The organism is Bacillus sp. PS108 (genome assembly GCF_037963335.1).
Taxonomy (GTDB): Bacteria; Bacillota; Bacilli; order Bacillales; family Bacillaceae; genus Bacillus; species Bacillus subtilis.
In genome coordinates, this window is sequence record NZ_CP150155.1 from 232,299 (window position 1) to 257,376 (window position 25,078).

Here is a 25,078-nt window from a genome sequence, read left to right on the forward strand (position 1 = left end):
AAGAAGGTTTATATGATGAATGATTCAAACTTGTTGTGAACGTATTATGCCACGTAGGGCATTATATTAGTTGTTCACCACATTTACCGCTAACACCAGCCATAGGCAATACGATTAAATCCTTTAGAAAATCAGCAGGTCAATTGGGCCCTCTGCCCTTTTTATATAAAATCACTGCCGCGTCGTAGACATAATGTCATTAAGCGCCCGTGGTTCTAATACCTAGCCTTACCTGTGCTGACAGGGATGAATTTTGTCACCTTATCAATAGTCCATGAGATCACTTGTGTAAGCAATTTTAATCAATTCGGGCAATTGACTTCTAGAAAAAGCATATATTCATGATTCTACCACATAGAAAGAGAGGAACTGGAAAAGTTCCGATGTTTGATTACTGTTTTTCCTCTTCAAAGGTTTGTCGAAAGTCCGGGTAACCGAGTTTTAGTTTTCATAGAGAGTGACGTAGGCTTTGAGACGCACTATCTATAAAAAGTCCTAATGGAATAGATTATGTATCAAACAAGCCTTTAAGGCTATGTCTATACCCTTTAGGTCTTTTATTTACAAAAAAATAAACTTTTGGATTATTTTTAGAGTTTTCAGCCAGAATAAGGTTACAAATATTAGAGATGAAAGAATTTTTTACAATTAAAATAGGTATATAGGGATAAATCTAAAAACAAATGAAAGGATGAAAGTAGGTTTCTTTTAACAAAAATTCCTTGTTTTTTATATCGAATGTTTTTGGGGACAATTAATTAAAATAACACATGTTCGATTTTTTCTAGGAAAAGAAAGGTGATTGCATATGTATACACTTCAAGAAATTAGTAAACCTAAAAGAAAAAAACTAGTGAAAAATATTGAGAAGCACTTAAAGAACTACAATAATTACAAAGTTGCCATCCTTAATCTAAGTAAACAGCTTGAATTCATAGCTACAAATGATAATATGGAAATCTTTAAAGAAAGCATCGATGATGACTGTGAGTTTCAGGAATCGGTGGATAAACTCGCCAGTGAGTTGCAACATATCAAACTTCTAAAAGATTCAATCGATATTTCATTATCAGAATTAACAGAACTAGAGTACAGATTTGTTCAATACCGTTATTTCAAAAATTGGACCATCGAAAAAAGTGCACTAGAGATCGGTTATAGTGATAAAGCACTGTTTGTAATACGTAATCAGGTAATGGATAAATTATTGATCAGCTTAGGGAGCGTTGTTTACATGTAAAACTTGATAGAGCTGTATAAAAGCAGATTGGTACATAAAATCTTTAAAGTTGAAGATAGAAGTATAACTAAATCAAAATACTTCTACCTTTTTCTTTAAAGTTATCAATTATTATACTTTTAAAAAGATAGCTCTTAACTGATAGCAATAGATTTTAAAAATAAAGGAGATTTGATGATGGATAAAGGGACATTTGTTAGAACGTTCGTCTTGATCATAGCACTTATAAACCAACTACTCACAATATATAACAAATCACCTCTTCCTTTAGACAATGAACAATTGGAACAATTCGTATCTATGGTATTCACCTCTGTAGCAGCAATAATAGCATGGTATAAAAACAATTATGTTACAAAAAAAGGGCACTCACAAAAACAATTATTGAAGGAGAAGAATTTAATTAAAGTCAAAAAATAATAATCATAAGACCTGTAGCTCTCCTAAATAGGGGAGCTTTTTATTTATATACCTAGAATGAGATACATAAAATATAAAATTACTTTGCACTCAATGATAGGCGCATCATCTTTGACTGAGCTTACTAAGGGAGTAAGTCTATTATCTATCTAGAGATAGGAAGTTTATAAAATGAATGAGACAGGGAATTAAAAGTCAATTATAGCCCTAAAAAGCTGGTCATACTGCTTTTTTAACCTGTGCCTAAGAACCTAAGGTTGAATACTTTTTAGGTTCTTTTTTTTATTTTTATGGGATTTTTAGCTTACTTAATGAGTACTCTTAAACCTCATTCTAGATTTAAGATAATTATGTACTCTTCCTCATGGGGATTAAAAAAAAAATGGAGGTTTATTATGGCAACAACATATTCTACAACCACTTATACTGTTAAATCTGGAGACAATTTAGGAAGTATCGCTCAACGATTTGGAATGACATTGTCAGAGATCCAATCACTGAATAACATTAGCAACCCAGATAAAATTCAAGTCGGCCAAGTATTGAAAGTTTACGCTAGTGGCAATGATTCTGGCGGTGATGGTTCCACACGAAAAACGACCACTTATACTGTTAAATCTGGAGACAATTTAGGAAGTATCGCCCAACGATTTGGAATGACATTGTCAGAGATCCAATCACTGAATAACATTAGCAACCCAGATAAAATTCAAGTCGGCCAAGTATTGAAAGTTTACGCTAGTGGCAATGACTCTGGCGGTGATGGTTCCACACGAAAAACGACCACTTATACTGTTAAATCTGGAGACAATTTAGGAAGTATCGCCCAACGATTTGGAATGACATTGTCAGAGATCCAATCACTGAATAACATTAGCAACCCAGATAAAATTCAAGTCGGCCAAGTATTGAAAGTTTACGCTAGTGGCAATGACTCTGGCGGTGATGGTTCCACACGAAAAACGACCACTTATACTGTTAAATCTGGAGACAATTTAGGAAGTATCGCCCAACGATTTGGAATGACATTGTCAGAGATCCAATCACTGAATAACATTAGCAACCCAGATAAAATTCAAGTCGGCCAAGTATTGAAAGTTTACGCTAGTGGCAATGATTCTGGCAGTGATGGTTCCACACGAAAAACGACCACTTATACTGTTAAATCTGGAGACAATTTAGGAAGTATCGCCCAACGATTTGGAATGACATTGTCAGAGATCCAATCACTGAATAACATTAGCAACCCAGATAAAATTCAAGTCGGCCAAGTATTGAAAGTTTACGCTAGTGGCAATGATTCTGGCGGTGATGGTTCCACACGAAAAACGACCACTTATACTGTTAAATCTGGAGACAATTTAGGAAGTATCGCTCAACGATTTGGAATGACATTGTCAGAGATCCAATCACTGAATAACATTAGCAACCCAGATAAAATTCAAGTCGGCCAAGTATTGAAAGTTTACGCTAGTGGCAATGACTCTGGCGGTGATGGTTCCACACGAAAAACGACCACTTATACTGTTAAATCTGGAGACAATTTAGGAAGTATCGCCCAACGATTTGGAATGACATTGTCAGAGATCCAATCACTGAATAACATTAGCAACCCAGATAAAATTCAAGTCGGCCAAGTATTGAAAGTTTACGCTAGTGGCAATGATTCTGGCAGTGATGGTTCCACACGAAAAACGACCACTTATACTGTTAAATCTGGAGACAATTTAGGAAGTATCGCCCAACGATTTGGAATGACATTGTCAGAGATCCAATCACTGAATAACATTAGCAACCCAGATAAAATTCAAGTCGGCCAAGTATTGAAAGTTTATGATAATGGTAGTAACGATGATACAAAAGATGACAACTCGACTCCAGATAAAGGAGATGATGGTTCATCTGTAACTTATGTAACCGAGAGTCAGTTAAATCAAATTGGATGGTCAAGCTCTTATATTTCAAAAGCTATGTTGCAAGATTTGAATAATTGTTTAGAAAGATACAACATTACAACTAGATCTAGACTTTGTCATTTTATTAGTCAATGTAGTCATGAATCCGGAGCTGGACGATGGAGAAAAGAATTAGCATCAGGGAGAGCGTACGAGGGACGCGCAGATCTAGGCAATACTCAACCAGGTGATGGTCCAAAATTTAAAGGAGCAGGTTATATTCAATTAACAGGTCGTTATAACTACACACGTTTTTCCAACGCAATTGGTGATTCTAAAATTATAAGTCTAGGTGTTGATTATGTAGCTAATAATTATCCATGGACTAGTGCGGGATTTTGGTGGCATTCAAACAATATGAATGCACTATGTGACACTAATCCATCAGTTGAGGCAGTAACACGAAGGGTCAATGGCGGTTATAATGGATTAGAAGATCGTAGAATGTATTATAATAGATGTATTAAAGTATTCTAATTGATAGTGGAAATAGTATTTATCAGAGGGGCGGTTCAATGTATTGATGAACTGCCCCTTCTATTGAAAAATGTTTGGTATTTTCGTTTCAATAATTAGCGATGAATGATTAATGAATAACCATTATATCAATGAGTCGCTTAATTTTCTTATCGTCGCCTGTATCAACGTACACTTTTTTTGTATTTTTCTTAATGTCCTCAGTCTCTTTCTTCATTATCCCTTTATCTAAATTATCAGCGGAGTCCCAGCGTAAAGGAACATTGTATACATTAATCGTGCCATTCCCATTGCCGCTGTAAGTTACTGATCCATCCACTAACCGAGAACCTGCCAACTGGATCACATCTTCTGGATAGCTGGCACTGGAGTCATCATTAGGATTGATCGGTTCGCCGGCTGAAATATGGCGAACATTCAATTCATCTATATCTTGATTTGGCCCAAGCTGCAGCCAAACTCGGGCATATTCGATTTTATCGGATGAATATTCTCCCAGTACATTGTCATTTTCGCCTTTCCCCTCATTTCTTTCTTCTATTGAAGATGTTTCTTTTGAATGATCATCCGTTGCAGAACCTTTTGAAGAATTTTCCTCTGAATCCTTTGTTGCAGATTCTTTTGAGGAATTTTCCTCTGAATCTTTTGTTGCAGATTCTTTTGAGGAATTTTCCTCTGAATCCTTTGTTGCAGATTCTTTTGAGGAATTTTCCTCTGAATCCTTTGTTGCAGATTCTTTTGAATTTGGCTCCGATTCTTCCTTGCCTATTTGATTGCTATCTTTAGTCTCATCGTTATTTTCTTCAGAATGTAAAGCAGAATCATTATCTGAAGGATTTTTTGATTCTTCTTTCTTATTGCCCGAACATGCAGCAAGCAATAACACGAGCAGTAGCAGGGCAACATTACAATAAAATAGCTTTCTAAGTTTCTTCATTATTTTATTCCTCTCCTTCAATCAACAACATACCATACAGGGAAAATATGTCAAGATTCTATGAACCTTAAAGAGTGTACTTTGAAGTTCAACTCTAGGACGATTATTAATACTAATACTTAGATTGATTCCTCTAAGATCGCCCAAAGTAACAGTAAATTGCTGAGTTTGTTGGCTTCAATGGCCTCTGTCTGGTACACCCTGTGGCATTTCGCTAGAACTCCCTATTAGTATGGTAACATGGTGAATTTAGGAAAGGAGCGAAAACTGAAAAAATACAAAAAAACGGTTCTTTTTTACTGATTCTTTTTAATTATTTTACTCATGGGCAGGAGAAGCTGCTGAAGTCAGCTTCGGCGTGAATTCTCGTCAGCTTCTTGTACCAGTTCTATGTTTTTTCGCGTTTTGCCAGACTAAATGCATTAGCTAAGTTCATTAATGTTTCGGTTGGGTTTGCGGGATTGATTGATGACGCTATTTTGTTCCGTGCTTCCTGTTAGTCGGCTTGCTTTCAAGGAGAGACAGGGCTGGCTCCGGTTTGGAATGAGAAACTTGGCTGTTTCATTTATTCGTGCTTTTTAATGCCGGCGCGAATTATTTGGATGTGTATCTTCATTTAGTTTTCCCATTCATGCATGACGTTAAATCAATGCTGGGTCGGTTGGTTAATAAAGGAGATGATATCAAGTGCGTGAGAAAGATTCAAAATGCCGACATCATATTGTCCAAATGTGTTTAGAGAATTGTTGGCCTGAATTGGCGCATCGTTTGTCAGATTAGCTGCGCAGTTCTGCCAGTAGACGGCGTTTTTCTTTTTGATAGTGAATTTGGAGGTGCAAGAAGTGGAAAGGAACTGGTGATGCTTGGAACAAGACATCGGGGCTGGCATTTTGCAGGAGTGGATATGTCAGAGTGAATGCTAGATGAGTGTGAAAAAAATGATGTGCTGGAGAATCAAGCGGCTTTGATAGAAGAAGATATCACTCAACATTTATTTGATAGTGTGTTTTCGCGTGCGACATGTATGCTTGTGCTGCATTTTTTGCATGACTCTGAATGCAAACGTGAATTTTTGAGATGTATAACACATCAGCTGGAAAACGGAGATCTTCTGTGCTGGCTTCCATTTATGGGGAGTCCATTTATTTTCGTTTTAATGGCAGAGGGAAAGTAAGATCTTCTTATTTAGTTTTCTTTAATAAAAATTTATTTTTCAAATATTTCAGTTATAATGGTTTGGAACAGATAGGAGGGGCAAAGATGTATCAATCAAAGAAGGTTTTATTGTTAGGTTCAGGTGAGTTAGGTAAAGAGGTAGTGATTGAAGCCCAGCGTCTTGGGGTACTGACGGTGGCAGTTGACAGTTACGAGCATGCTCCGGCAATGCAGGTCGCGCATAACAGTTATGTCGTTGATATGCTGGACCCAGATCAGATCAGAACCATTATTGAGAAAGAAAAGCCGGATTTGATTGTGCCTGAGGTGGAGGCGATCGCGACGGATGAATTGCTGAAGCTTGAAGAGGAAGGATTTCACGTAATCCCGAATGCCCGTGCGGCCAAGCTGACGATGGATCGGGAAGGCATCAGACGGCTTGCGGCGGAAACGCTTGGACTTGCGACGGCTGGCTATGAATTTGCGAATACATATGATGAATTTATACAAGCGGCAGCACAGATCGGTTTTCCTTGTGTCGTTAAACCATTGATGAGTTCTTCTGGAAAAGGCCAAAGTATCTGCCGCTCTGAAGCGGATTTAGAGAGCTGCTGGGAGACGGCGATGGAAGGCGGACGGGTGAAAAACGGCCGCGTGATCGTTGAGGAGTTTATCCCATTCGAATCAGAAATCACACTCTTAACCGTACGTGCGGTTAACGGTACGGCATTTTGCGAGCCGATCGGTCATGTGCAAAAGGTCGGGGATTATATCGAATCATGGCAGCCGCATGATATGACAGAGCAGCAAATAGAAGAAGCGAAGCATATTGCGAAAACGATCACGGATGAGCTTGGCGGATACGGCCTGTTTGGTGTTGAGCTGTTCCTTGCGAAAGATAGGGTATATTTCAGTGAGGTATCTCCTCGTCCGCATGATACGGGTCTTGTCACGCTGGTGACGCAAAATTTGTCAGAATTTGCGCTGCATGTCCGGGCGATTCTGGGCTTTCCGATTACAGAAATCACACAGCTTTCTCCTGGCGCCAGCAGGCCCCTCAAAGCGCCGGAAGAATTAGCGGATTACACTGTTGAAGGATTGGAAAACGCACTGGCAGTCCCAAAGACTCAAGTGCGCGTCTTTGGAAAGCCGATAACGAAAGCCGGACGTCGTATGGCAGTTGCGCTTTCTGCTGCTGATACAGTTGAAACGGCAAGAGAGAATGCAAAGAAAGCGTTGGACCAGCTAATTTTAAAATAGAGTTTGAACAGGCCTTGTCATGGTACAAGGCCTGTTTTTTTCTTCCTCCATAAAAGTTTTATCATAAGAATCAGAAACCTGATTATAATGTAAAAGTCTTCCATCAATGCGGGTGGTTGACACTAAAGGAGGGAGATGACAAAATGAAATTAGTTCCAAGATTCAGAAAACAATGGTTCGCTTACTTAACGGTTTTGTGTTTGGCTTTGGCAGCAGCGGTTTCTTTTGGCGTACCGGCAAAAGCGGCAGAGAACCCGCAAACTTCTGTATCGAATACCGGTCAAGAAGCTGATGCTACGAAAAACCAAACGTCAAAAGCAGAACAGGTTTCCGCCCCTTATGAGGGAACCGGAAAAACAAGTAAATCGTTATACGGCGGCCAAACGGAACTGGAGAAAAATATTCAAACCTTACAGCCTTCGAGCATTATCGGAACTGATGAACGCACCAGAATCTCCAGCACGACATCTTTTCCATATAGAGCAACTGTTCAACTGTCAATCAAGTATCCCAACACTTCAAGCACTTATGGATGTACCGGATTTTTAGTCAATCCAAATACAGTCGTCACGGCTGGACATTGTGTGTACAGCCAGGATCATGGATGGGCTTCGACGATAACCGCCGCGCCGGGCCGCAATGGTTCGTCATATCCGTACGGTACTTATTCAGGCACGATGTTTTACTCCGTCAAAGGATGGACGGAAAGCAAAGACACTAATTATGATTACGGAGCTATTAAATTAAACGGTTCTCCTGGAAACACAGTTGGCTGGTACGGCTACCGGACTACAAACAGCAGCAGTCCCGTGGGCCTTTCCTCGTCAGTGACAGGATTCCCGTGTGACAAAACCTTTGGCACGATGTGGTCTGATACAAAGCCGATTCGCTCCGCTGAAACGTATAAGCTGACCTATACAACCGATACGTACGGCTGCCAAAGCGGCTCGCCTGTTTATCGAAACTACAGTGATACAGGGCAGACAGCTATTGCCATTCACACGAACGGAGGATCGTCATATAACTTGGGAACAAGGGTGACGAACGATGTATTCAACAATATTCAATATTGGGCAAATCAATAAATACAGCAAACTAGCCATATTCATGTCTATTTTGTTTTTATGCGGGTGCAGTTCGCAGACGCATTCTTCTCAAAAAGAAACGACTAATCCTGTCACTCTTCATGTGGAGGATGCTAAGGGGCTGCCGGTCGAAGGGGTTCAAGTGACGATTGTCAAAGCGCCCTCTTCAGATGAGGAGCCGAGTACAGAGATTGGCGAGATACTCGGTAAAACAGACAAAAACGGAGATATCAAATGGGATACCGGCAGAAAAGGCGATTACTCAGTCGCGTTGACGAAGGGTGAAACATCAGTAACCCATCACATCTCGTTAACAGAGGATAAAAAAGATCATGCCATTCCATTAGTCTTCAAAGAATAGCAGTTTCCTTGATTTTAAGGGAACTGCCTTTTTTATTTATTGCAGGAAACCAAACTATATACTGGAAATTTATTATGTGAGATAATAAGAAATAGGTATTTTTTCTTACGAGACAAAAGGGGCGTTATCCTTTATATCAATCAAACCCGGAGGAAAAAGAAGAAGATGATACAAGATTCAATGCAGTTTGCCGCGGTTGAAAGTGGTCTGCGCTTTTACCAGGCATATGATCAAAGCCTTTCTTTGTGGCCGATTGAGTCGGAAGCATTCTATGTTTCTACTCGTTTTGGAAAAACACATATCATTGCAAGTGGGCCAAAGGACGCACCTTCGCTCATTTTGCTTCACGGAGGCCTTTTCAGCTCTGCGATGTGGTATCCGAATATCGCAGCGTGGAGCAGTCAATTTCGTACATATGCGGTCGATATAATAGGAGACAAAAATAAAAGTATACCATCAGCAGCCATGGAAACGAGAGCTGATTTTGCAGAATGGATGAAAGATGTCTTTGATTCTCTTGGACTTGAGACGGCACACCTGGCCGGCCTTTCGCTTGGCGGGTCCCATATCGTGAATTTCTTACTCCGCGCGCCTGAAAGAGTAGGGCGGGCGGTTGTTATGAGTCCCGCTGAAGCGTTTATTTCATTTCATCCGGATGTCTATAAATACGCTGCAGAGCTTACAGGGGCAAGAGGAGCTGAATCATATATCAAGTGGATCACAGGCGACAGTTATGATCTGCATCCTTTACTGCAAAGACAAATTGTGGCGGGCGTGGAATGGAAGGATGAACAAAGGAGCCTGAAGCCGACAGAAAACGGCTTTCCGTACGTGTTCACAGACCAGGAATTGAAATCGATACAAGTCCCGGTACTGCTGATGTTCGGTGAGCACGAGGCCATGTACCATCAGCAAATGGCCTTTGAGCGGGCTTCGGTATTGGTGCCGGGAATTCAGGCTGAAATCGTAAAGAACGCCGGACATCTGTTATCTCTGGAGCAGCCAGAGTACGTCAATCAACGCGTCTTGTCCTTTTTATGCGGGGGGATAAAATAGTAAGGAACATGAAAAGATTGGCATTCATTTTTCAAAAGGTAACAAATGTTGTATAATAATAGAATTTGAATGCTGCTTTTTTTGGGAGCATTCTATGTTATCATGCTTATTGGAGAAAAATTTTTCCTGTAACGCTATTCGATCACTATCGTCAAATAATATAGATGGTTTTACAATTGGAGGTTTGGTTACACTGTGAATTACATCCCCTGTATGATTACGATAGGAAACTTCATTTGCGGATTGCTGGCGATTCATTCCTTGCTATATCACAACATTCATTCAGCAGTGCTTTTTATTTTTACAGGCATGTTCCTTGATTTCTTTGACGGGATGGCTGCTCGTAAGCTGAATGCCGTTTCTGATATGGGGAGAGAACTGGATTCGTTTGCCGATCTGGTTACGTTTGGGGTGGCTCCTTCTATGCTTGCTTACAGTGTCGCGTTGTATACCCTGCCATTTATCGGGATCTTATGCGCATTGACGTACAGCATTTGCGGAATGCTTCGCCTCTCTAAATTTAACATTGAACAAAGCAAGCTCCCGACATTTATCGGTATGCCGATTCCGTTTGCGGGCATGTGTCTCGTTATTCTAAGCTTCACCTATAACCCGATCCTTCTGGCAATCGGCACTTGCGGACTCTCATATTTGATGGTGAGTAAAATAAAATTCCCTCATTTTAAAAAACATGCGGCAGAAAACCTGGAGTCTGGGAGATGGAATTAGTTCAGCAGCTCATAGCGGATTACGGTTATCTCGCTATTTTTTTGATGCTGGTATTAGGAATTGTAGGATTGCCGATTCCAGATGAAGTGATGATGACCGTTGTTGGCTATTTCACGCATACCGATGTATTGAATTATGAGCTTTCGATATTGATTAGTTTTGTCGGGGCTTTGTTAGGTATGCTGATCAGCTACATGATTGGCAGAAAAGCCGGACGCCCGTTTATTGACAAGTACGGCAAGTGGGTAGGCTTAAAAGAAAAAAGAATGATGAAAGTGGAAAAATGGATGAAGAAATACGGTCCATATTCTCTTATTTTAGGTTATTTTATTCCCGGCGTCAGACATGTGACGTGCTACTTTTCGGGGATCGGCAAAATGGATCTGAAAACGTATGTTGCGTTTGCGGCAATCGGCGCCTTTTTATGGTGCTTTGTTTTTATTACAATCGGAAGGGTTATAGGGATTATTCATGTTTAATACGGCTGTAAAGATTCTGTATCGATCATTGATAGAGCTGACGAATCATCGTCTGTCATCCTATCTGATTAAAGGATTTTGCGAGTCGAAAATCAGCAAACCGGTCATTCCGCTTTTCTCAAAACATTTTCGGCTGAATTGGGATGATGTGGACGGTACGGCTGCTGATTACGGATCGCTGTCCGAATTGTTCATTCGACAAATAAATCTGGAGCGGCGCCCTGTGTCAAAAGAGGCGCATGCGGTGGTCAGCCCTGTTGACGGTGTGGTTCAGACGGTAGGAATCATCAACCCGAATCAAACCTTTACGGTGAAGGGAAAAGATTACTCATTCGCTGAACTCACCGGCTGTAAAAGCGCAGACCATCAATACAACGGCGGATATTTCGTCGTGCTGTATTTAAGCCCGAGGCATTATCACCGTTTCCATTCTCCGATCAGCTGCAGGTATCAAAAGCTGGCCGAGCTCGGAAATCGCTCATACCCGGTAAATCAACTTGGCTTAAAATACGGGAAAGATGTGCTGTCGAAAAATTACCGGTTTGTGTACGAGCTGAATAGCGGCAGCCGAAATGTCCTGATGATTCCTGTCGGCGCGATGAATATTAATTCTATCGTGCAGACGAGCACCCGTGCTGAATTGAAGATCGGCGAAGAGCTGGGATACTTTTCATTTGGCTCAACGGTCATTTTGATTTTTGAAAAAGACGCATTCCAGCCGTCCGCCCATTTAGCAGAAGGCCAAGAAGTCCAAGTCGGAGAACTGATAGGTTATGAAGAGTAAAAAGAGGAGCTTGCATAAACGCAGCGCCTCTTTTTTTGAAGAAAGGTGAGGCTTATGGAGAAACAAATCATCAGCTGGATTACAGATTATCAGAACACCGGAGATGAAGCCGTCCTGCGGCAAGTGCGAGAAGTGTGCTGGCCGATCGTTGAAGCGGTTTTGCAAGAGAAGGCAATAGATGATGAACAAGCGAACAATTTGCGCGAAAAAGGAATCGAGCGGTTTCCATTCATCATCAGCAAATACCAAGCGGATGTGCAGCTTCCGGTTGAGACATTTTTACGAAATACGTATCGGTTTTACTTTCATCAGGTGATGAGAGAATTCAGCTAAAGCTTCTTTCAACAGAGAAGCTTTTTTTTGTTGGTGAAAAAAGGAATCTTTTTCTATATCTATCTCGTAATGACTAGAGAACCTAGCAGAAAAGGAGAGATAGAATTGAAACGAATGATAGTGAGAATGACTCTGCCGCTGCTGATTGTCTGTCTGGCGTTTTCTTCTTTTTCAGTCTCGGCACGTGCTGCTTCTGAAGAAAAATATTGGGATTCATGGATTGAACGACATGCACAGCCACTGGATGCTTCTAATTCTTCAAACAAAGACCTTCGATTTCTAAAGAAGGTGCTGAAAGGGAAACGAATCGTTCAGTTAGGGGAAACGACACACGGCGCTGGTGAAATCAACGCCACAAAGGTCAGAATGATCAAATATCTCCACGAAGAGCTGGGATACGATGTATTGGCATTTGAGTCTGGCTTTCCTGATACAAATGCATCCTACCTTAATATGGACCAATTAACCCCTAAAAGCACGATGAAAAACTCCATTTACGCTGTATGGCACACAGAAGATGTCGTTGAATTGTTTGATTACATGAAAGAGCAAAAAGAGAAAGGCGATCCGCTGATCCTTACCGGTTTTGATATTCAGAGCATGAAGAATTCATTCAATGATGCTGCGACTCATTGGGTAAAAGCGGTGGACCCTGAGAAAGCAGAGTTGCTCTCCCAATCAGAAAATGATTTTTCAACATTAGTGACAGACAGCAATACGTTTGATGAATTTTCGCAAAAGAAGGAAAAGCTTGTGAAAAACTATCAGAAGCTGATCAAGTTCACTAAAACACATGCTTCAGAGCTAAAAGAAAACCTTCCAAAAGAGCCGAAAGCTTATGAGATGTTTATGCATTCTCTTCAGCTGAGAATTGACGTAATGGAAACGTTTATGCTGGAAGAAATGAAAGAAAAACTAGAGGAGTATCCGGAGAATATTGAGGATTTTTCATTCTTTATGAGAGACCGCATGATGGCTGAACAATTTCAGTGGGTAGCTGACACCCTTTATCCGAAAAAGAAAATCATTGTCTGGGGCCACAATTACCATCTACGCAAACAGAATACGAAGATGATAAAGGACTGGGTACAGCTAAACGGCCCTAACATGGGTGATTATTTGCCGGAGCAGCTGAAAAAACAAACATATACGATTGGCATTTATGCTTACTCAGGTGCGAGTCTTGATAGCTCCGATAATAAGACTGTTAAGCCGGTTACAAGCCCGCCGCCGTCTGAGAGCCTTGAAGCTTTGCTGAAAGCGGCGGACCGACCGGCTGTTTTTGTTGATTTTCTCCATACAAAAAACAAGAAAGGCACTTCGTGGATGTATACCCCCCGGACTGCGCTCTATTGGGGGTACATGGAAGAGCAGATGATCCTGAAGGAACAATATGACGGTGTCATTTGGCTGGAGCATATCACGCCCTCTGTCATTATCAAGTGAGCGGTGTCCCCTGTGGTAAACAGGGGATTTTTACATATCGCAAAAATAATCAAAACATATAATCCGTGATCCATTATTCTAAAACAGAAAGGAGATTGGAGCGTGCAATGTATTATGAAAAAGCTGTCCAGAAAACAATCAATTGGATTGAATCACATTTACATGAGCAAATATCAAACGAGGATATTGTTAACGTTTCAAGCTTTTCAAAATTCCATTTTCATCGGATTTTTCAAAAAGAAGTCGGCATGTCGGTTGCTTCTTATATTCGGTTAAGACGTCTTGCGAATGCGGCGGCAGCTTTGCTTTATACAGATCATCGTATTATCGATATTGCTTTGTATTATCAGTTTGAATCTCAAGAAGCATTTACGAGGACGTTCAAAAAGATGTATCACATGCCGCCAGGAGCATACCGAACATTTATGAAACGCTTTACTTCAAAAAAGGAGGAATCTTACATGGAGAAAAAAATGAAAGGCTGGTTATTGAGCGGGAGCCATCCGTTCCAATTCGAAATGGGGATTGACCGGGAAAATGTACATCAGGGAAAAGCTTCAGGGTATTTAAAGTCAACGATGGTTCAGGATATCGGTGAATTTGCGACGATGATGCAGCAATTCAAAGCAGATCGCTATCTAGGAAAAAGGCTTCGTCTATCAAGTTTTATCAAAACAAAGGGGGTGCAGCATTTTGCCTCACTTTGGATGCGGGTTGACAGTGCTGCTGATGATGTTCTCCAATTTGATAATATGAGCAACAGACCTATTACCGGAACAACCAATTGGAATCATTATGCTATCGTTTTAGATGTCCCAGAAAATAGCGCTGTGATATCTTTTGGCGTTCAATTATCTGGGCCGGGTCAGGTGTGGATGGATCATGTTGTTTTTGAAGAGGTAGATGAGAGCGTTCCTTCAACAAACCTTGAAATGCCGGGAGAACTTTTAGATGAACCGGTAAATTTATCTTTTGAAGAGGAACTACAAAAATAGTTTTCAGACAACTACTTTTATTAGTGAGTTAATGGAAAATACTATTTGTTATTAATAAACCCTTGTGCTGCTTAGGTTTGTAAGAGCTTGGATATTTTTATCAGTCTGGGCGGATCTGTTCATCTTTGCGGCATTTTCCTGTATGATATAGTAAGAGTGTGCATAGCAACTAACTATAATTGAACAGGGTGTTTAAACATGGAAAAACAATACAGAGTATTACTTTACTATAAATATGTTCCGATTGAAGATCCAGAGGCGTTTAGAGAGCAGCATCTGGCTTTTTGTAAGGAGCTTGGTTTGTTAGGCCGTATCCTTGTTTCTTCTGAAGGAATTAACGGTACGGTATCAGGTACGGTTGAACAGACTGAAAAATATATGGAAACAATGAAAGCTGATCCTCGTTTTGCGGACATGGTATTTAAAATTGATGAAGCAGAAGGCCATGCCTTCAAAAAAATCTTCGTCCGCCATAAAAAAGAGCTTGTAACGCTTCGTCTTGAAGATGATGTCGATCCGAACGAAACAACAGGCCAGCATTTGAAGCCTGCAGAATTTTATGAGAAGATGCAGGATCCAAACACAATTGTAATCGACGCGCGTAACGATTACGAGTATGACCTTGGCCATTTCAGAGGTGCGGTCCGTCCTGACATCGAAGCCTTCCGTGAATTACCTGAATGGATTGAAGAGCACAAAGATATGCTTGAAGGCAAAAAGATTTTAACGTACTGTACAGGCGGCGTGCGCTGTGAAAAGTTCTCAGGATGGCTGGTGAAGCAAGGCTTTGAAGATGTAGCACAGCTTGACGGCGGAATCGTGACATACGGAAAAGATCCAGAGGTGCAAGGCAAGCTTTGGGACGGCCAGTGCTACGTATTTGATGAAAGAATCAGCGTGCCTGTCAACCGTGTTGAGCATGTGATTGTCGGCAAGGACTACTTTACAGGAGAACCGTGTGAGCGTTATGTGAACTGCGCAAATCCATCTTGCAATAAAAAAATGATATGCACACCGGAAAATGAGTATAAATATATGCGCAGCTGCAGCCACGAATGCCGCACGAACCCAAGAAACCTGTATGTGAAAGAGCATAATATGACAGAAGAAGAAGTAAACGCAAGACTGGCAGCGATTGAAACAGAAGATCACGCTGCTGCTGAATAAAAAAAGAACACCTCGTATTGAGGTGTTCTTTTTTTCTATATGCTTTCAGTTTGGCTGTTTGCGGAAACCCATTCTTTTTGGCGGAAGGCCTTTTCCCATTTTGATACCACGATACAGGCGATCGCATGTCCCGGTACGTTCACGCCCGTTCTCGCCATGTCCATGACGCGGTCAACACCCGCGATAATGGCAACGCCTTCAGCCGGCAGTCCTACAGCATTGGCAGTCGCCAGAAGAACTACAAGCGATCCTGAGGGTACAGCTGCAATGCCTTTACTGGTCATCACAAGCACAAGCATCATGAGCAGCTGCTGGGACAATGTCATGTCTACTTGAAAGGCCTGTGCGAGAAAGATACAAGAAACCGATAAATATAAGCTGGAGCCGTCACAGTTCAATGACAAGCCGGAGGGAACGACAAATGATACCACTCGTTTGGGACAGCCGTATTTCTCCATTCTATCCATTAGCTGAGGGAGAATGGTTTCAGTGCTGGTGGTGGAAAATGCAATTAAAAACAGATCCCATATCATTTTCAATACTTCGAAATACTTAATCTGAAAGATGAGACCGACAAGCGGAAAGAGGACAAAGAGGATCAGGAACAGGCCAAGGAATACGGTGCCAACCAGCTTAAACATAGGGAGGAGGAGTTCAATGCCATATTGGCCCACAGAAGCTGCCATCAGGGCTAACACGCCGATAGGAGCAGTGACCATGACGATTTGCGTGAGCTTGAACATAATCTGAGCGGTAGATTCAAAGAACTTCATTACTGGTTCAGAAGCTTTGCCGATACCAGCGGCGGCGACACCAAATAAAATGGCGAAGAAAATAACGGCAAGCAAATCATTTCTGGCCATGACATCAATAATGTTTGTAGGGATAATATCCAGGATCATTTGCTTGAAATCAACAACTTTGTCTGTGTAGCCGGAAAGTTCATGAATATCTTTTTTTGCCAAATGGGAGAGGTCAAGCCCGACACCTGGTTTTAAGACATTCGCTAATAAAAGTCCAAGCCCTAATACCAACGTTGTAATCACTTCGAACCAAATGATCGTCTTGATGCCGAGACTGCCCATTTTTTTCATGCTTCCGCTTCCTGCGGCTCCAATGACAATGGTAGAAAACACAATCGGCACAACAATCATTTTAATCAGGCGGATAAATCCATCTCCGACAGGCCTCAGTGCCATCCCGAAATCAGGAAAAAAGTGGCCGATCACCGCGCCGACAGCCAAAGCGATTAAAATTTGAAACGCGATTAATTTTTTCAAATGAATCCCCCTTTAGAACGATAGAATGTAGGCATATTCATATCATTCGTGATTCAAATGCAAACACCTTTTTTCAAGTTATTTTATTTTGACAGCGCTTTTATTATGTTGGCGAAAAAGTCCCCCGCAGCAGGGGGGACTTTTTTACTTCATTTGAATGTGCTTTAGATCTTCTTCAGAGGTATTTGTGAAAATAACCGGTGTTATGGCTGAAGCGGCATGCTGCTTGATGTAATTGAGATCAAAGGTGAGAAGCAGTTCGCCTTGTTTGACGGCTTGTCCGCTTGTGACATGTGCTTCAAAGCCTTCCCCATTCAGTTTGACGGTATCGATGCCGACATGAATCAGGATTTCAGTGCCGCCGGCGCTCATAAAGCCGATGGCGTGTTTTGTCGGAAAAATCGAGACGATCTCGCCGTCCGCAGGTGCAACGACTTTTCCTTCTGATGGTATAATCGCAAATCCCTCGCCCATCATTTTTTCTGAAAAGACTTGATCAGGCACATCCCCTAAAGAGACTGTTTCTCCTTTAATCGGATAGATAAAGGTCTCACCGGAATCGGGCTTCTGCTGTTTGTCAGTTACCGTGTCCAGCGCGGCGGCGGTGGAAGGGACGCCTCCGGCCATGATTGTTTTGATGTCGTCTTTTAAGGCATCGGACTTGGTTCCGAATATTGCCTGGAAGTTGTTGTTGACCTCCAGTACACCTACTGCACCAAGCCGTTTTAATTCATCCTTGCTGACTTGGCTTGGCTGATGAACGGTCACACGAAGCCTTGTGATACATGCATCCAGGTTAGCGATATTTTGCTGTCCGCCCAAGGCCTGCAGCACGTGAAAGGCAAGCTGGTCTTTTGCAACTGGAGCTTTCTCCTCATTCTGACCGTCTTCATCTGTCTCACGGCCGGGCGTTTTCAAATTCCATTTCAGAATCGCAAATCGGAACAAATAATAATAAATGAAAGCAAACACGATCCCGACAGGAATGACAACCCAGCCGTTTGTAGACAGTCCGTAGTTCAAGACGTAGTCAATTCCGCCGCCTGAGAACGTATAGCCGTGGCGGACATGGAATAAATCACAAACGACAAAGATGACGCCGGCAAGAATAGAGTTAATCAAATAGAGCACGGGCGCAACGAACAAGAAAGAAAACTCAACCGGTTCTGTAATTCCGGTCAGCATAGATGTGAGCGCCGCAGAAATCATCACGCCGGAGATCATTTTTTTCTTTTCCGGACGCGCGGTATGGATAATGGCAAGAGCAACTGCCGGCAGACAGAAAATCATGTAAGGGAAATCCCCCATCATAAAGCGCCCGGCTGTCGGGTCTCCCGCGAAAAACCTTGTCAGGTCTCCGGTTACGGTGTTGCCTGTTGATGGGTCTGTGTATTCTCCCATCATAAAATAGAAAGGCGTATAAAAAATATGATGCAGGCCAAAAGGAATCAGCAAACGATAGATCGTTGCATAAAAGAACAGGCCGACTGTTGAATCGGCAATTAAACTGCTGGCTGCGTTAATTCCGTTTTGGATTAGCGGCCAAACGAATGAGAAAATGACGCCGATCACCAATGAACTGACGGAAGTAATAATCGGGACAAAGCGTTTTCCAGAGAAAAATCCAAGGACCGGATGCAGCTCGATTGATGAAAATCGCTTATATAAATAGGCGGCGAGAAGCCCGATAATGATTCCTCCGAAAACCCCCATATCAATCAGGTGCTCGGCTCCTTCATACGGAGGCTGAAGGCCGAGTAATTTTCCCATATTGTCGAGGGTGACGGTTAAAATTAAGTATCCGATGACAGCTGCAAGTCCGGCTACACCTTCTCCGCCGGCTAATCCGATCGCGACCCCCACGGCGAAAATCAGCGGGAGATTATCGAATACAACGCCGCCCGCATCCTTTATAATAGGAATGTTCAGTAAATCCTTGTCTCCGAAACGGAGCAAAAGACCGGCTGCCGGCAGGACGGCAACCGGAGTCATCAACGCGCGGCCAAGCTGCTGCAGAATTTGAAATGCCTTTTTAAACATGACAGTCTCCTTTTATTGTTTTATGAGCATGGTGCAATCTTTAATTTTTGAGCTGCTTTATAATCGGCGATAACGGTTACATGATTGTGTATTTGAAGAATAGAGGCTGGTACATCTGTCGTGACAGGACCTTCAGCCATCTTTTGAATAGCGTCTGCTTTTTCCTCGCCGCTTGCTAAAAGCACAATATGTTTGCTGAATTCCATGATGGTTTTAATGCCCATTGAAATCGCGAGTCTCGGAACCAGCACCGGATCGCCGCCGAAGAATCTGGCATTTGCCTGTATCGTGCTTTCCGAGAGCTTCACAACACGTGTCCGGTCTTCAAAATCAGATCCCGGTTCATTAAAACCGATATGGCCATTGGTGCCGATGCCGAGAATTTGGACATCAATGCCTCCCGCCTGGCGGATGAGATCCTCGTATACTTTGCATTCCGCCTCAAGCTGCGGATTGTCTCCTTGCGGGATATGAATATGATCAGGCTGCATATTGATATGCTGAAAAAGATGCTCATGCATAAAATGGTTATAACTTTGCGGATGAGATGGAGAGAGACCAGCGTATTCATCCAAATTAAATGTAGTAACCTTTGAAAAATCAATTTCGCCTGCCTGATAGTCTGAAATCAACTGCTTATACAAGCCGACCGGTGTGCTTCCTGTTGCCAGGCCGAGAACGGCATCTTTCTTAGCCTGTATTTGTTCTTTAATAATGGCAGCGCTTAACTTACAGAGTTCTTCGTAGTGCTCGGCGATCAGAATCTTCATGTGACACCCCCTCAAAGAGATAGACAAGCACCATATTTGTTATGACCAATTTATGATACTTGTCATTACGAATTTAGCACCGCCCTTATCAAACTGTCAATATTAATTTCTGAAAATTTGTTATAAAAGAAGGATACAAATCTTTCATATTGGGATGGCAAATGGTATTATGGTCTCAATGAAAAAGAACGGAATGCATACAGAATGGGGAGAATGAAATGACAGCTTTATATTCTGTTATCAAGTTTAAAATCATTGAGTTAATTAAATCGGGCAAATATCAGGCGAATGATCAGCTGCCGACGGAGAGTGAGTTTTGCGAACAATATGATGTCAGCAGAACAACTGTGAGACTGGCTCTGCAGCAGCTAGAGCTTGAGGGATATATTAAAAGGATTCAAGGAAAAGGGACATTTGTATCGGCGGCCAAAATACAAACGCCGATTCCGCATAAGATTACGAGCTTTGCAGAACAAATGAGAGGACTTCGTTCTGAATCAAAAGTGCTTGAGCTTGTGGTGATTCCTGCCGATCATTCCATTGCCGAGCTTTTGAAAATGAAAGAGAATGAACCTGTCAACAAGCTTGTCAGAGTCAGATACGCCGAGGGGGAACCTTTGCAGTATCATACCTCATATATTCCCTGGAAGGCGGCACCGGGGCTGGCACAGGAGGAATGCACCGGCTCACTGTTTGAATTGTTAAGGACAAAATACAATATTGAAATCAGCAGGGGCACGGAATCGATCGAACCGATTTTAACGGATGAAACGATCAGCGGCCACTTATTAACCAATGTCGGAGCGCCTGCGTTTTTATCAGAATCCCTTACCTATGATAAAAATGAAGAAGTGGTGGAATATGCGCAAATTATTACCCGTGGAGACCGAACGAAATTCACCGTTGAACAGTCATATCATTCATAAAGCAATGTGTTTTAAGAAGGGAATGGTGGTTCTATGTTTTTATTGACGAATGGAAAAGTGCTGTGGGGAGCAGTGATTGCTGCATTCATCCTTTCAATTGTATTTTACCCTTTTCTGCCGACGCAGATGCCGATTCATTATGATGTTGCGAACAGTCCGGATCTGACGGTTAACAAGCTGGCGGGGACTGTGATGCTGCCTGTTTTGATGGTGGTGTTTGCATGGGCGCGGAAGATCAATTGGCAATTAGTGTTCGCAGTGTATATTTTGCTGATTTGCCACATTGTCGTCCTTTGTTTAGCGCTCTAAATCAAACAGCCAGAATAAAACTGGCTGTTTTTCTTTAATTTCAGCTTCATCTGACAATGAATGTGGTGTATAATAGCTGATGATCCTAAAGAATATTCTGAAATTTATCGGTGTGGAGCGGCGTATCATGAAAGGAAGGGCTGTATGTTTTTTGCAGCCTTAAAAAGACTGAATATTTAAACAATTATGCGAAAGGTGTGCTGATTAGATTGAATAAGCTTATTGAACGAGAAAAAACTGTATATTATAAGGAAAAGCCCGACCCGTCTTCCTTGGGGTTTGGACAATATTTTACAGATTATATGTTTGTGATGGACTACGAAGAGGGGATTGGATGGCATCATCCGAGAATTGCGCCGTACGCACCGCTTACGCTTGATCCGTCTTCATCTGTTTTTCATTACGGCCAGGCTGTTTTTGAAGGATTAAAAGCATACAGAACAGACGACGGCAGGGTGCTCCTGTTCCGTCCGGATCAAAATATCAAACGGCTGAACAGATCGTGTGAGCGCATGAGCATGCCCCCTTTAGACGAAGAGCTGGTCCTTGAAGCATTGACACAATTAGTTGAGCTGGAGAAAGATTGGGTTCCAAAGAAAAAAGGAACGTCACTGTATATTCGTCCTTTTGTCATTGCCACAGAACCGAGTCTCGGTGTGAAGGCATCCAGGAGCTATACATTTATGATCGTGCTTTCGCCTGTCGGCTCCTATTATGGCGACGATCAGCTGAAGCCGGTTAGAATCTATGTCGAAGATGAGTATGTGCGGGCAGTCAACGGAGGAGTCGGGTTTGCAAAAACGGCTGGAAACTATGCCGCCAGTCTTCAGGCACAGCGGAAAGCGAATGAACTGGGCTATGACCAGGTACTGTGGCTGGACGCCATCGAAAAGAAATATGTGGAAGAAGTAGGGAGCATGAACATCTTTTTCGTCATAAACGGGGAAGCTGTCACACCTGCTTTAAGCGGAAGCATTTTAAGCGGGGTTACACGTGCGTCTGCGATTGAATTGATTCGAAGCTGGGGCATTCCGGTTCGTGAAGAGAGAATATCGATTGATGAGGTGTATGCGGCCTCTGCACGCGGAGAATTGACAGAGGTCTTCGGCACAGGCACGGCAGCCGTCGTTACGCCTGTCGGTGAACTCAACATTCATGGAAAAACGGTGATTGTAGGCGACGGGCAAATTGGGGACCTCTCGAAAAAGCTGTATGAAACGATAACAGATGTTCAGCTTGGCAAGGTGAAGGGCCCGTTTAACTGGACAGTGGAAGTGTGAAAATCGAAAAAGAACCTGCCCGGAGGCAGGTTCTTTTTATTTTGAATGAGTCATATCAGCAGCCGGCTGGCTTTTGCGGTTTTTTACATAATATATTGCATAGCAAATGGCCATAAATGGAACGCCGCAATAGAGTGCGATTCTTTGATTCGGATCAAAGGCAATGCCAACAACGGAAGCCAGGCATAACAGGAACGCTGCAATCGGCACGAACGGATACAAAGGGGTTCTGTATTTCAAATCAGTAACCTTGTTTCCCGCTTCGATATAACGTTTTCTGAACATGAATTGAGAAGCAGCGATTCCCATCCACACGACAACGACGGCAAAACCGGAAATCGACACGAGCACAACGTATACAGTGTCTGGCGCAAATACGCTGGACAGCAACGACAGAATGCCGCCGATCATGCTGAACACCAGCGCGTTAAAAGGGGTTCCTTTTGACGTCAGCTTTGCAAATGTCGGATGAAGCGTTTTTTCTTTTGATAAAGACCACAGCATCCGGGAAGAAGCGTAGAGTCCGGAATTAGCCGCTGACAGGATCGCTGTCAGGATAACAAAGTTCATGATATCGGCTGCGTATGGTACACCGACTCTGTCAAAGACAGCGACAAACGGGCTTTTGATGACACCTGCATCTTGAATCGGAATCAGCCCTGACAGCACAAAAATTGTTCCGACAAAGAAGAGTGAGAGACGCCAGACCGTTGTTTTAATCGCTTTTGGTATTGTCTTGTCAGGATCAACGCTTTCACCGGCTGCGATTCCGATTAGTTCCGTTCCCGAAAAGGCAAAATTAACGGACAGCATCGTCATCAAAATCGGGACAAATCCATTTGGAAAAAGCCCGCCTTCCGCGGTGAAGTTGGACAGCATCGGTGCGGCTTCTCCGCCTTTGATCGGGATGATGCCGAACATGGCAGAGCCGCCTAAAAGAATAAATAATACAATGGCTAATACTTTGATGCTGGAAAACCAAAATTCTGATTCAGCGAAAAACTTGACCGAAAATGCGTTAAGCAAGAAAATGAACAGCGCAAAGACGGCACTCCACATCCAAACCGATGTATGGGGGAACCAGCGCTGCATTAACAGGCCGACTGCTGTGAATTCTGATCCCAATGCCACGGTCCATGTCAGCCAATACAGCCAAGCGACCGTAAATCCGGTGCCCGGCCCTATGTATTTGGCTGCATAGGTGTGAAAGGCGCCGGTCACAGGCATGGCGACTGACAGCTCACCGAGGCATAGCATGACAAGGTAGACGATGCCGGCCCCGACTAAGTAGGCAAGTATCGTTCCGGCCGGGCCTGCTTGCTGAATGGTATAACCAGAGCTTAAAAACAGCCCGGTTCCGATGACACCTCCCAAGGAAAGCATAAAGAGGTGCCGGCTTTTCATACTTCTCTGAAAGGTTGTCTCATTCTTGTTGTGGGCAGCGTTCATCTTTTTCCAACTTTCTATCGGCGATTTATTTCCTTCCTAATAAAAAATCTCATGTCAGGAAGTGACACGAGACTCCGGCGAACCGGCTTTAAGTTAGAATATACAAACTATTCCGATAAGTCAAGTTGTTTTTAAAGAGCGGGCCCAAGCCGCAATTTCTTGAATATCTTCGGGTTTTGTCCGGCAGCAGCCGCCAATCAGCCTCGCTCCTTTTTCATGCCAGGTGCGGGCGCCCGCCCCGTAAGATTCTGCGCATGCTGCGCCGTTCCACGTTTTTGTTTCCGGATCATATTGCTCACCTGAATTCGGGTAGACAATGATCGGTTTTGACGTGTTCTTTTTTAACTCCTCTATCAAGGAAGGGATATGCTGAAGCGGCGTGCAGTTGATGCCGAGTGCTGCAATTTGGCGGTGTTCATCAAGCCATGATGCGCAGTCAGCTGCAGGTGTTCCGTCACTGATATGCAGGCCGTCTTTAGCACTGAAGCTGATCCATGCATACGTTTCAGGAAATTCCTTCAACAGCCGAACAATCGCTTTGGCTTCAGTCAGACACGGAATCGTTTCGCATGCCAAAACATCAGCTCCGGCTTCAATCAGCGCCTTCATCCGGGGGCGATGAAATTCAATCAGTTCATCTTCTGATATTGCGTAGTTGCCGCGATACTCAGACCCGTCTGCAAGATAAGCGCCATAAGGGCCTATAGAAGCCGCAATGATCGGTTTTGGCCGATTCAAACGGTTCTCTTCAAGCGACCAAAATTCATCACGTGCTTCAGCTGCGATGCTGACGGACAACTCGATGAGCCGGCGTGCTTCCGCTTCGCTCAGCCCGCGTGCGGCAAAGCCTTCAAATGTAGACTGATAGCTGGCAGTGATTGTACAATCGGCGCCTGCCGCGAAATAATCAGTATGAACTTGTTTAATCAGATTTGGCTCTTCCATCAGGATTTTTGCCGACCACAGACTGTCGTTCAAATCACAGCCCTTGCGTTCAAGCTCGGTCGCCATGGCGCCGTCTAGCACAATAAGCGGGTATGTATCTAATATGTGTTGGATAGGATTCATAGAATGTACCGATGCCTTCTTTCAGATTTTTTTGAAAAAGATATGAAAATCGTAATGGAGGCTTACGTGTTTGTCAA

Annotated in this window: 23 protein-coding genes; 17 read left to right on the forward strand and 6 right to left on the reverse strand. The window is 42.8% G+C overall.

The window, feature by feature from the left end; translation table 11 throughout:
- Positions 1-808 precede the first annotated feature (808 nt).
- The 3 genes from NSQ16_RS01305 (at position 809) to NSQ16_RS01315 (ending at position 4,092) form a co-directional block, all read left to right on the forward strand.
- Entirely contained in the window at positions 809-1,240 is a 432-nt protein-coding gene (locus NSQ16_RS01305) for a transcriptional regulator (protein ID WP_076458348.1), read from the forward strand.
- 177 nt (positions 1,241-1,417) lie between these two features.
- The gene (locus tag NSQ16_RS01310; RefSeq protein ID WP_033881264.1) at positions 1,418-1,660 is read left to right on the forward strand and encodes a phage holin; all 243 of its coding nucleotides are present in this window, start codon (positions 1,418-1,420) and stop codon (positions 1,658-1,660) included.
- 395 nt (positions 1,661-2,055) lie between these two features.
- Complete coding sequence (locus tag NSQ16_RS01315; protein ID WP_339232521.1) at positions 2,056-4,092, forward strand: LysM peptidoglycan-binding domain-containing protein; 2,037 nt, start codon at positions 2,056-2,058, stop codon at positions 4,090-4,092.
- Between the two features lie 109 nt (positions 4,093-4,201).
- Here NSQ16_RS01315 and NSQ16_RS01320 read toward each other — a convergent pair whose 3' ends face one another.
- Positions 4,202-5,029, reverse strand: a complete 828-nt coding sequence (locus NSQ16_RS01320) for a hypothetical protein (RefSeq protein ID WP_327837459.1) — start codon at positions 5,027-5,029, stop codon at positions 4,202-4,204.
- 1,245 nt (positions 5,030-6,274) lie between these two features.
- On the opposite strand from NSQ16_RS01320, the gene purT reads away from it, so the two are divergent.
- From purT to NSQ16_RS01375, 11 genes are all read left to right on the forward strand, one after another.
- A complete protein-coding gene (purT, locus tag NSQ16_RS01325; protein ID WP_329956612.1) occupies positions 6,275-7,444 on the forward strand; it encodes a phosphoribosylglycinamide formyltransferase 2 in 1,170 nt (389 codons plus the stop codon).
- Between the two features lie 143 nt (positions 7,445-7,587).
- Positions 7,588-8,529: an extracellular metalloprotease Mpr gene (gene mpr, locus NSQ16_RS01330; protein WP_041850652.1), complete on the forward strand. Its 942-nt coding sequence runs from the start codon at positions 7,588-7,590 to the stop codon at positions 8,527-8,529.
- Positions 8,492-8,890, forward strand: a complete 399-nt coding sequence (locus NSQ16_RS01335; protein WP_230488388.1) for a YbfJ family protein — start codon at positions 8,492-8,494, stop codon at positions 8,888-8,890. The genes mpr and NSQ16_RS01335 overlap by 38 nt, the downstream gene beginning before the upstream one ends.
- A 165-nt stretch (positions 8,891-9,055) precedes the next feature.
- Positions 9,056-9,946 (forward strand): enantioselective carboxylesterase CesB, encoded by an 891-nt coding sequence (gene cesB / locus NSQ16_RS01340; protein ID WP_230488387.1) that lies wholly within the window; start codon positions 9,056-9,058, stop codon positions 9,944-9,946.
- 195 nt (positions 9,947-10,141) lie between these two features.
- Complete coding sequence (gene pssA / locus NSQ16_RS01345) at positions 10,142-10,675, forward strand: CDP-diacylglycerol--serine O-phosphatidyltransferase (protein ID WP_009966430.1); 534 nt, start codon at positions 10,142-10,144, stop codon at positions 10,673-10,675.
- Positions 10,666-11,154 carry a DedA family protein gene (locus NSQ16_RS01350; RefSeq protein WP_003234861.1) on the forward strand — a complete coding sequence of 163 codons (489 nt, stop codon included), beginning with the start codon at positions 10,666-10,668 and terminating at the stop codon, positions 11,152-11,154. Before pssA ends, NSQ16_RS01350 begins: the two co-directional genes overlap by 10 nt.
- The gene (locus tag NSQ16_RS01355; protein ID WP_024573652.1) at positions 11,147-11,938 is read left to right on the forward strand and encodes a phosphatidylserine decarboxylase; all 792 of its coding nucleotides are present in this window, start codon (positions 11,147-11,149) and stop codon (positions 11,936-11,938) included. The genes NSQ16_RS01350 and NSQ16_RS01355 overlap by 8 nt, the downstream gene beginning before the upstream one ends.
- A 54-nt stretch (positions 11,939-11,992) precedes the next feature.
- Positions 11,993-12,271, forward strand: coding sequence for a hypothetical protein (locus tag NSQ16_RS01360; RefSeq protein ID WP_121591389.1), 279 nt, complete (start codon positions 11,993-11,995; stop codon positions 12,269-12,271).
- Between the two features lie 105 nt (positions 12,272-12,376).
- Positions 12,377-13,717, forward strand: a complete 1,341-nt coding sequence (locus tag NSQ16_RS01365; protein WP_230488386.1) for an erythromycin esterase family protein — start codon at positions 12,377-12,379, stop codon at positions 13,715-13,717.
- Between the two features lie 107 nt (positions 13,718-13,824).
- Positions 13,825-14,712, forward strand: coding sequence for an AraC family transcriptional regulator (locus NSQ16_RS01370; RefSeq protein ID WP_230488385.1), 888 nt, complete (start codon positions 13,825-13,827; stop codon positions 14,710-14,712).
- A 198-nt stretch (positions 14,713-14,910) separates the two neighbouring features.
- Entirely contained in the window at positions 14,911-15,879 is a 969-nt protein-coding gene (locus NSQ16_RS01375; RefSeq protein ID WP_003246287.1) for a rhodanese-related sulfurtransferase, read from the forward strand.
- Positions 15,880-15,914: 35 nt separating this feature from the next.
- On the opposite strand, the gene gltP is transcribed toward NSQ16_RS01375, so the two are convergent.
- The 3 genes from gltP to nagB form a co-directional block, all read right to left on the reverse strand.
- Complete coding sequence (gene gltP / locus NSQ16_RS01380; protein ID WP_003234847.1) at positions 15,915-17,159, reverse strand: glutamate-aspartate/proton symporter GltP; 1,245 nt, start codon at positions 17,157-17,159, stop codon at positions 15,915-15,917.
- A 144-nt stretch (positions 17,160-17,303) separates the two neighbouring features.
- A complete protein-coding gene (gene ptsG / locus NSQ16_RS01385) occupies positions 17,304-19,199 on the reverse strand; it encodes a glucose-specific PTS transporter subunit IIBC (protein ID WP_230488384.1) in 1,896 nt (631 codons plus the stop codon).
- Between the two features lie 20 nt (positions 19,200-19,219).
- The gene (nagB, locus tag NSQ16_RS01390) at positions 19,220-19,969 is read right to left on the reverse strand and encodes a glucosamine-6-phosphate deaminase (protein ID WP_080528870.1); all 750 of its coding nucleotides are present in this window, start codon (positions 19,967-19,969) and stop codon (positions 19,220-19,222) included.
- Positions 19,970-20,187: 218 nt separating this feature from the next.
- Here nagB and gamR point away from each other — a divergent pair, with 218 nt between their 5' ends.
- From gamR to NSQ16_RS01405, 3 genes are all read left to right on the forward strand, one after another.
- On the forward strand, positions 20,188-20,895 hold the full coding sequence (gene gamR / locus NSQ16_RS01395) for a transcriptional regulator GamR (protein ID WP_003234841.1): 708 nt from the start codon (positions 20,188-20,190) through the stop codon (positions 20,893-20,895).
- Positions 20,896-20,928: 33 nt separating this feature from the next.
- Entirely contained in the window at positions 20,929-21,204 is a 276-nt protein-coding gene (locus NSQ16_RS01400) for a DUF1648 domain-containing protein (RefSeq protein WP_043858201.1), read from the forward strand.
- Positions 21,205-21,413: 209 nt separating this feature from the next.
- Entirely contained in the window at positions 21,414-22,484 is a 1,071-nt protein-coding gene (locus NSQ16_RS01405) for a branched-chain amino acid aminotransferase (protein ID WP_144527522.1), read from the forward strand.
- A gap of 36 nt (positions 22,485-22,520) precedes the next feature.
- Here the strand turns inward: NSQ16_RS01405 and mmuP are convergent, their stop codons facing one another.
- On the reverse strand, positions 22,521-23,933 hold the full coding sequence (gene mmuP, locus NSQ16_RS01410) for an S-methylmethionine permease (protein ID WP_230488383.1): 1,413 nt from the start codon (positions 23,931-23,933) through the stop codon (positions 22,521-22,523).
- A gap of 120 nt (positions 23,934-24,053) precedes the next feature.
- Positions 24,054-25,001 (reverse strand): homocysteine S-methyltransferase, encoded by a 948-nt coding sequence (mmuM, locus tag NSQ16_RS01415; protein ID WP_230488382.1) that lies wholly within the window; start codon positions 24,999-25,001, stop codon positions 24,054-24,056.
- Positions 25,002-25,078 lie beyond the last annotated feature (77 nt).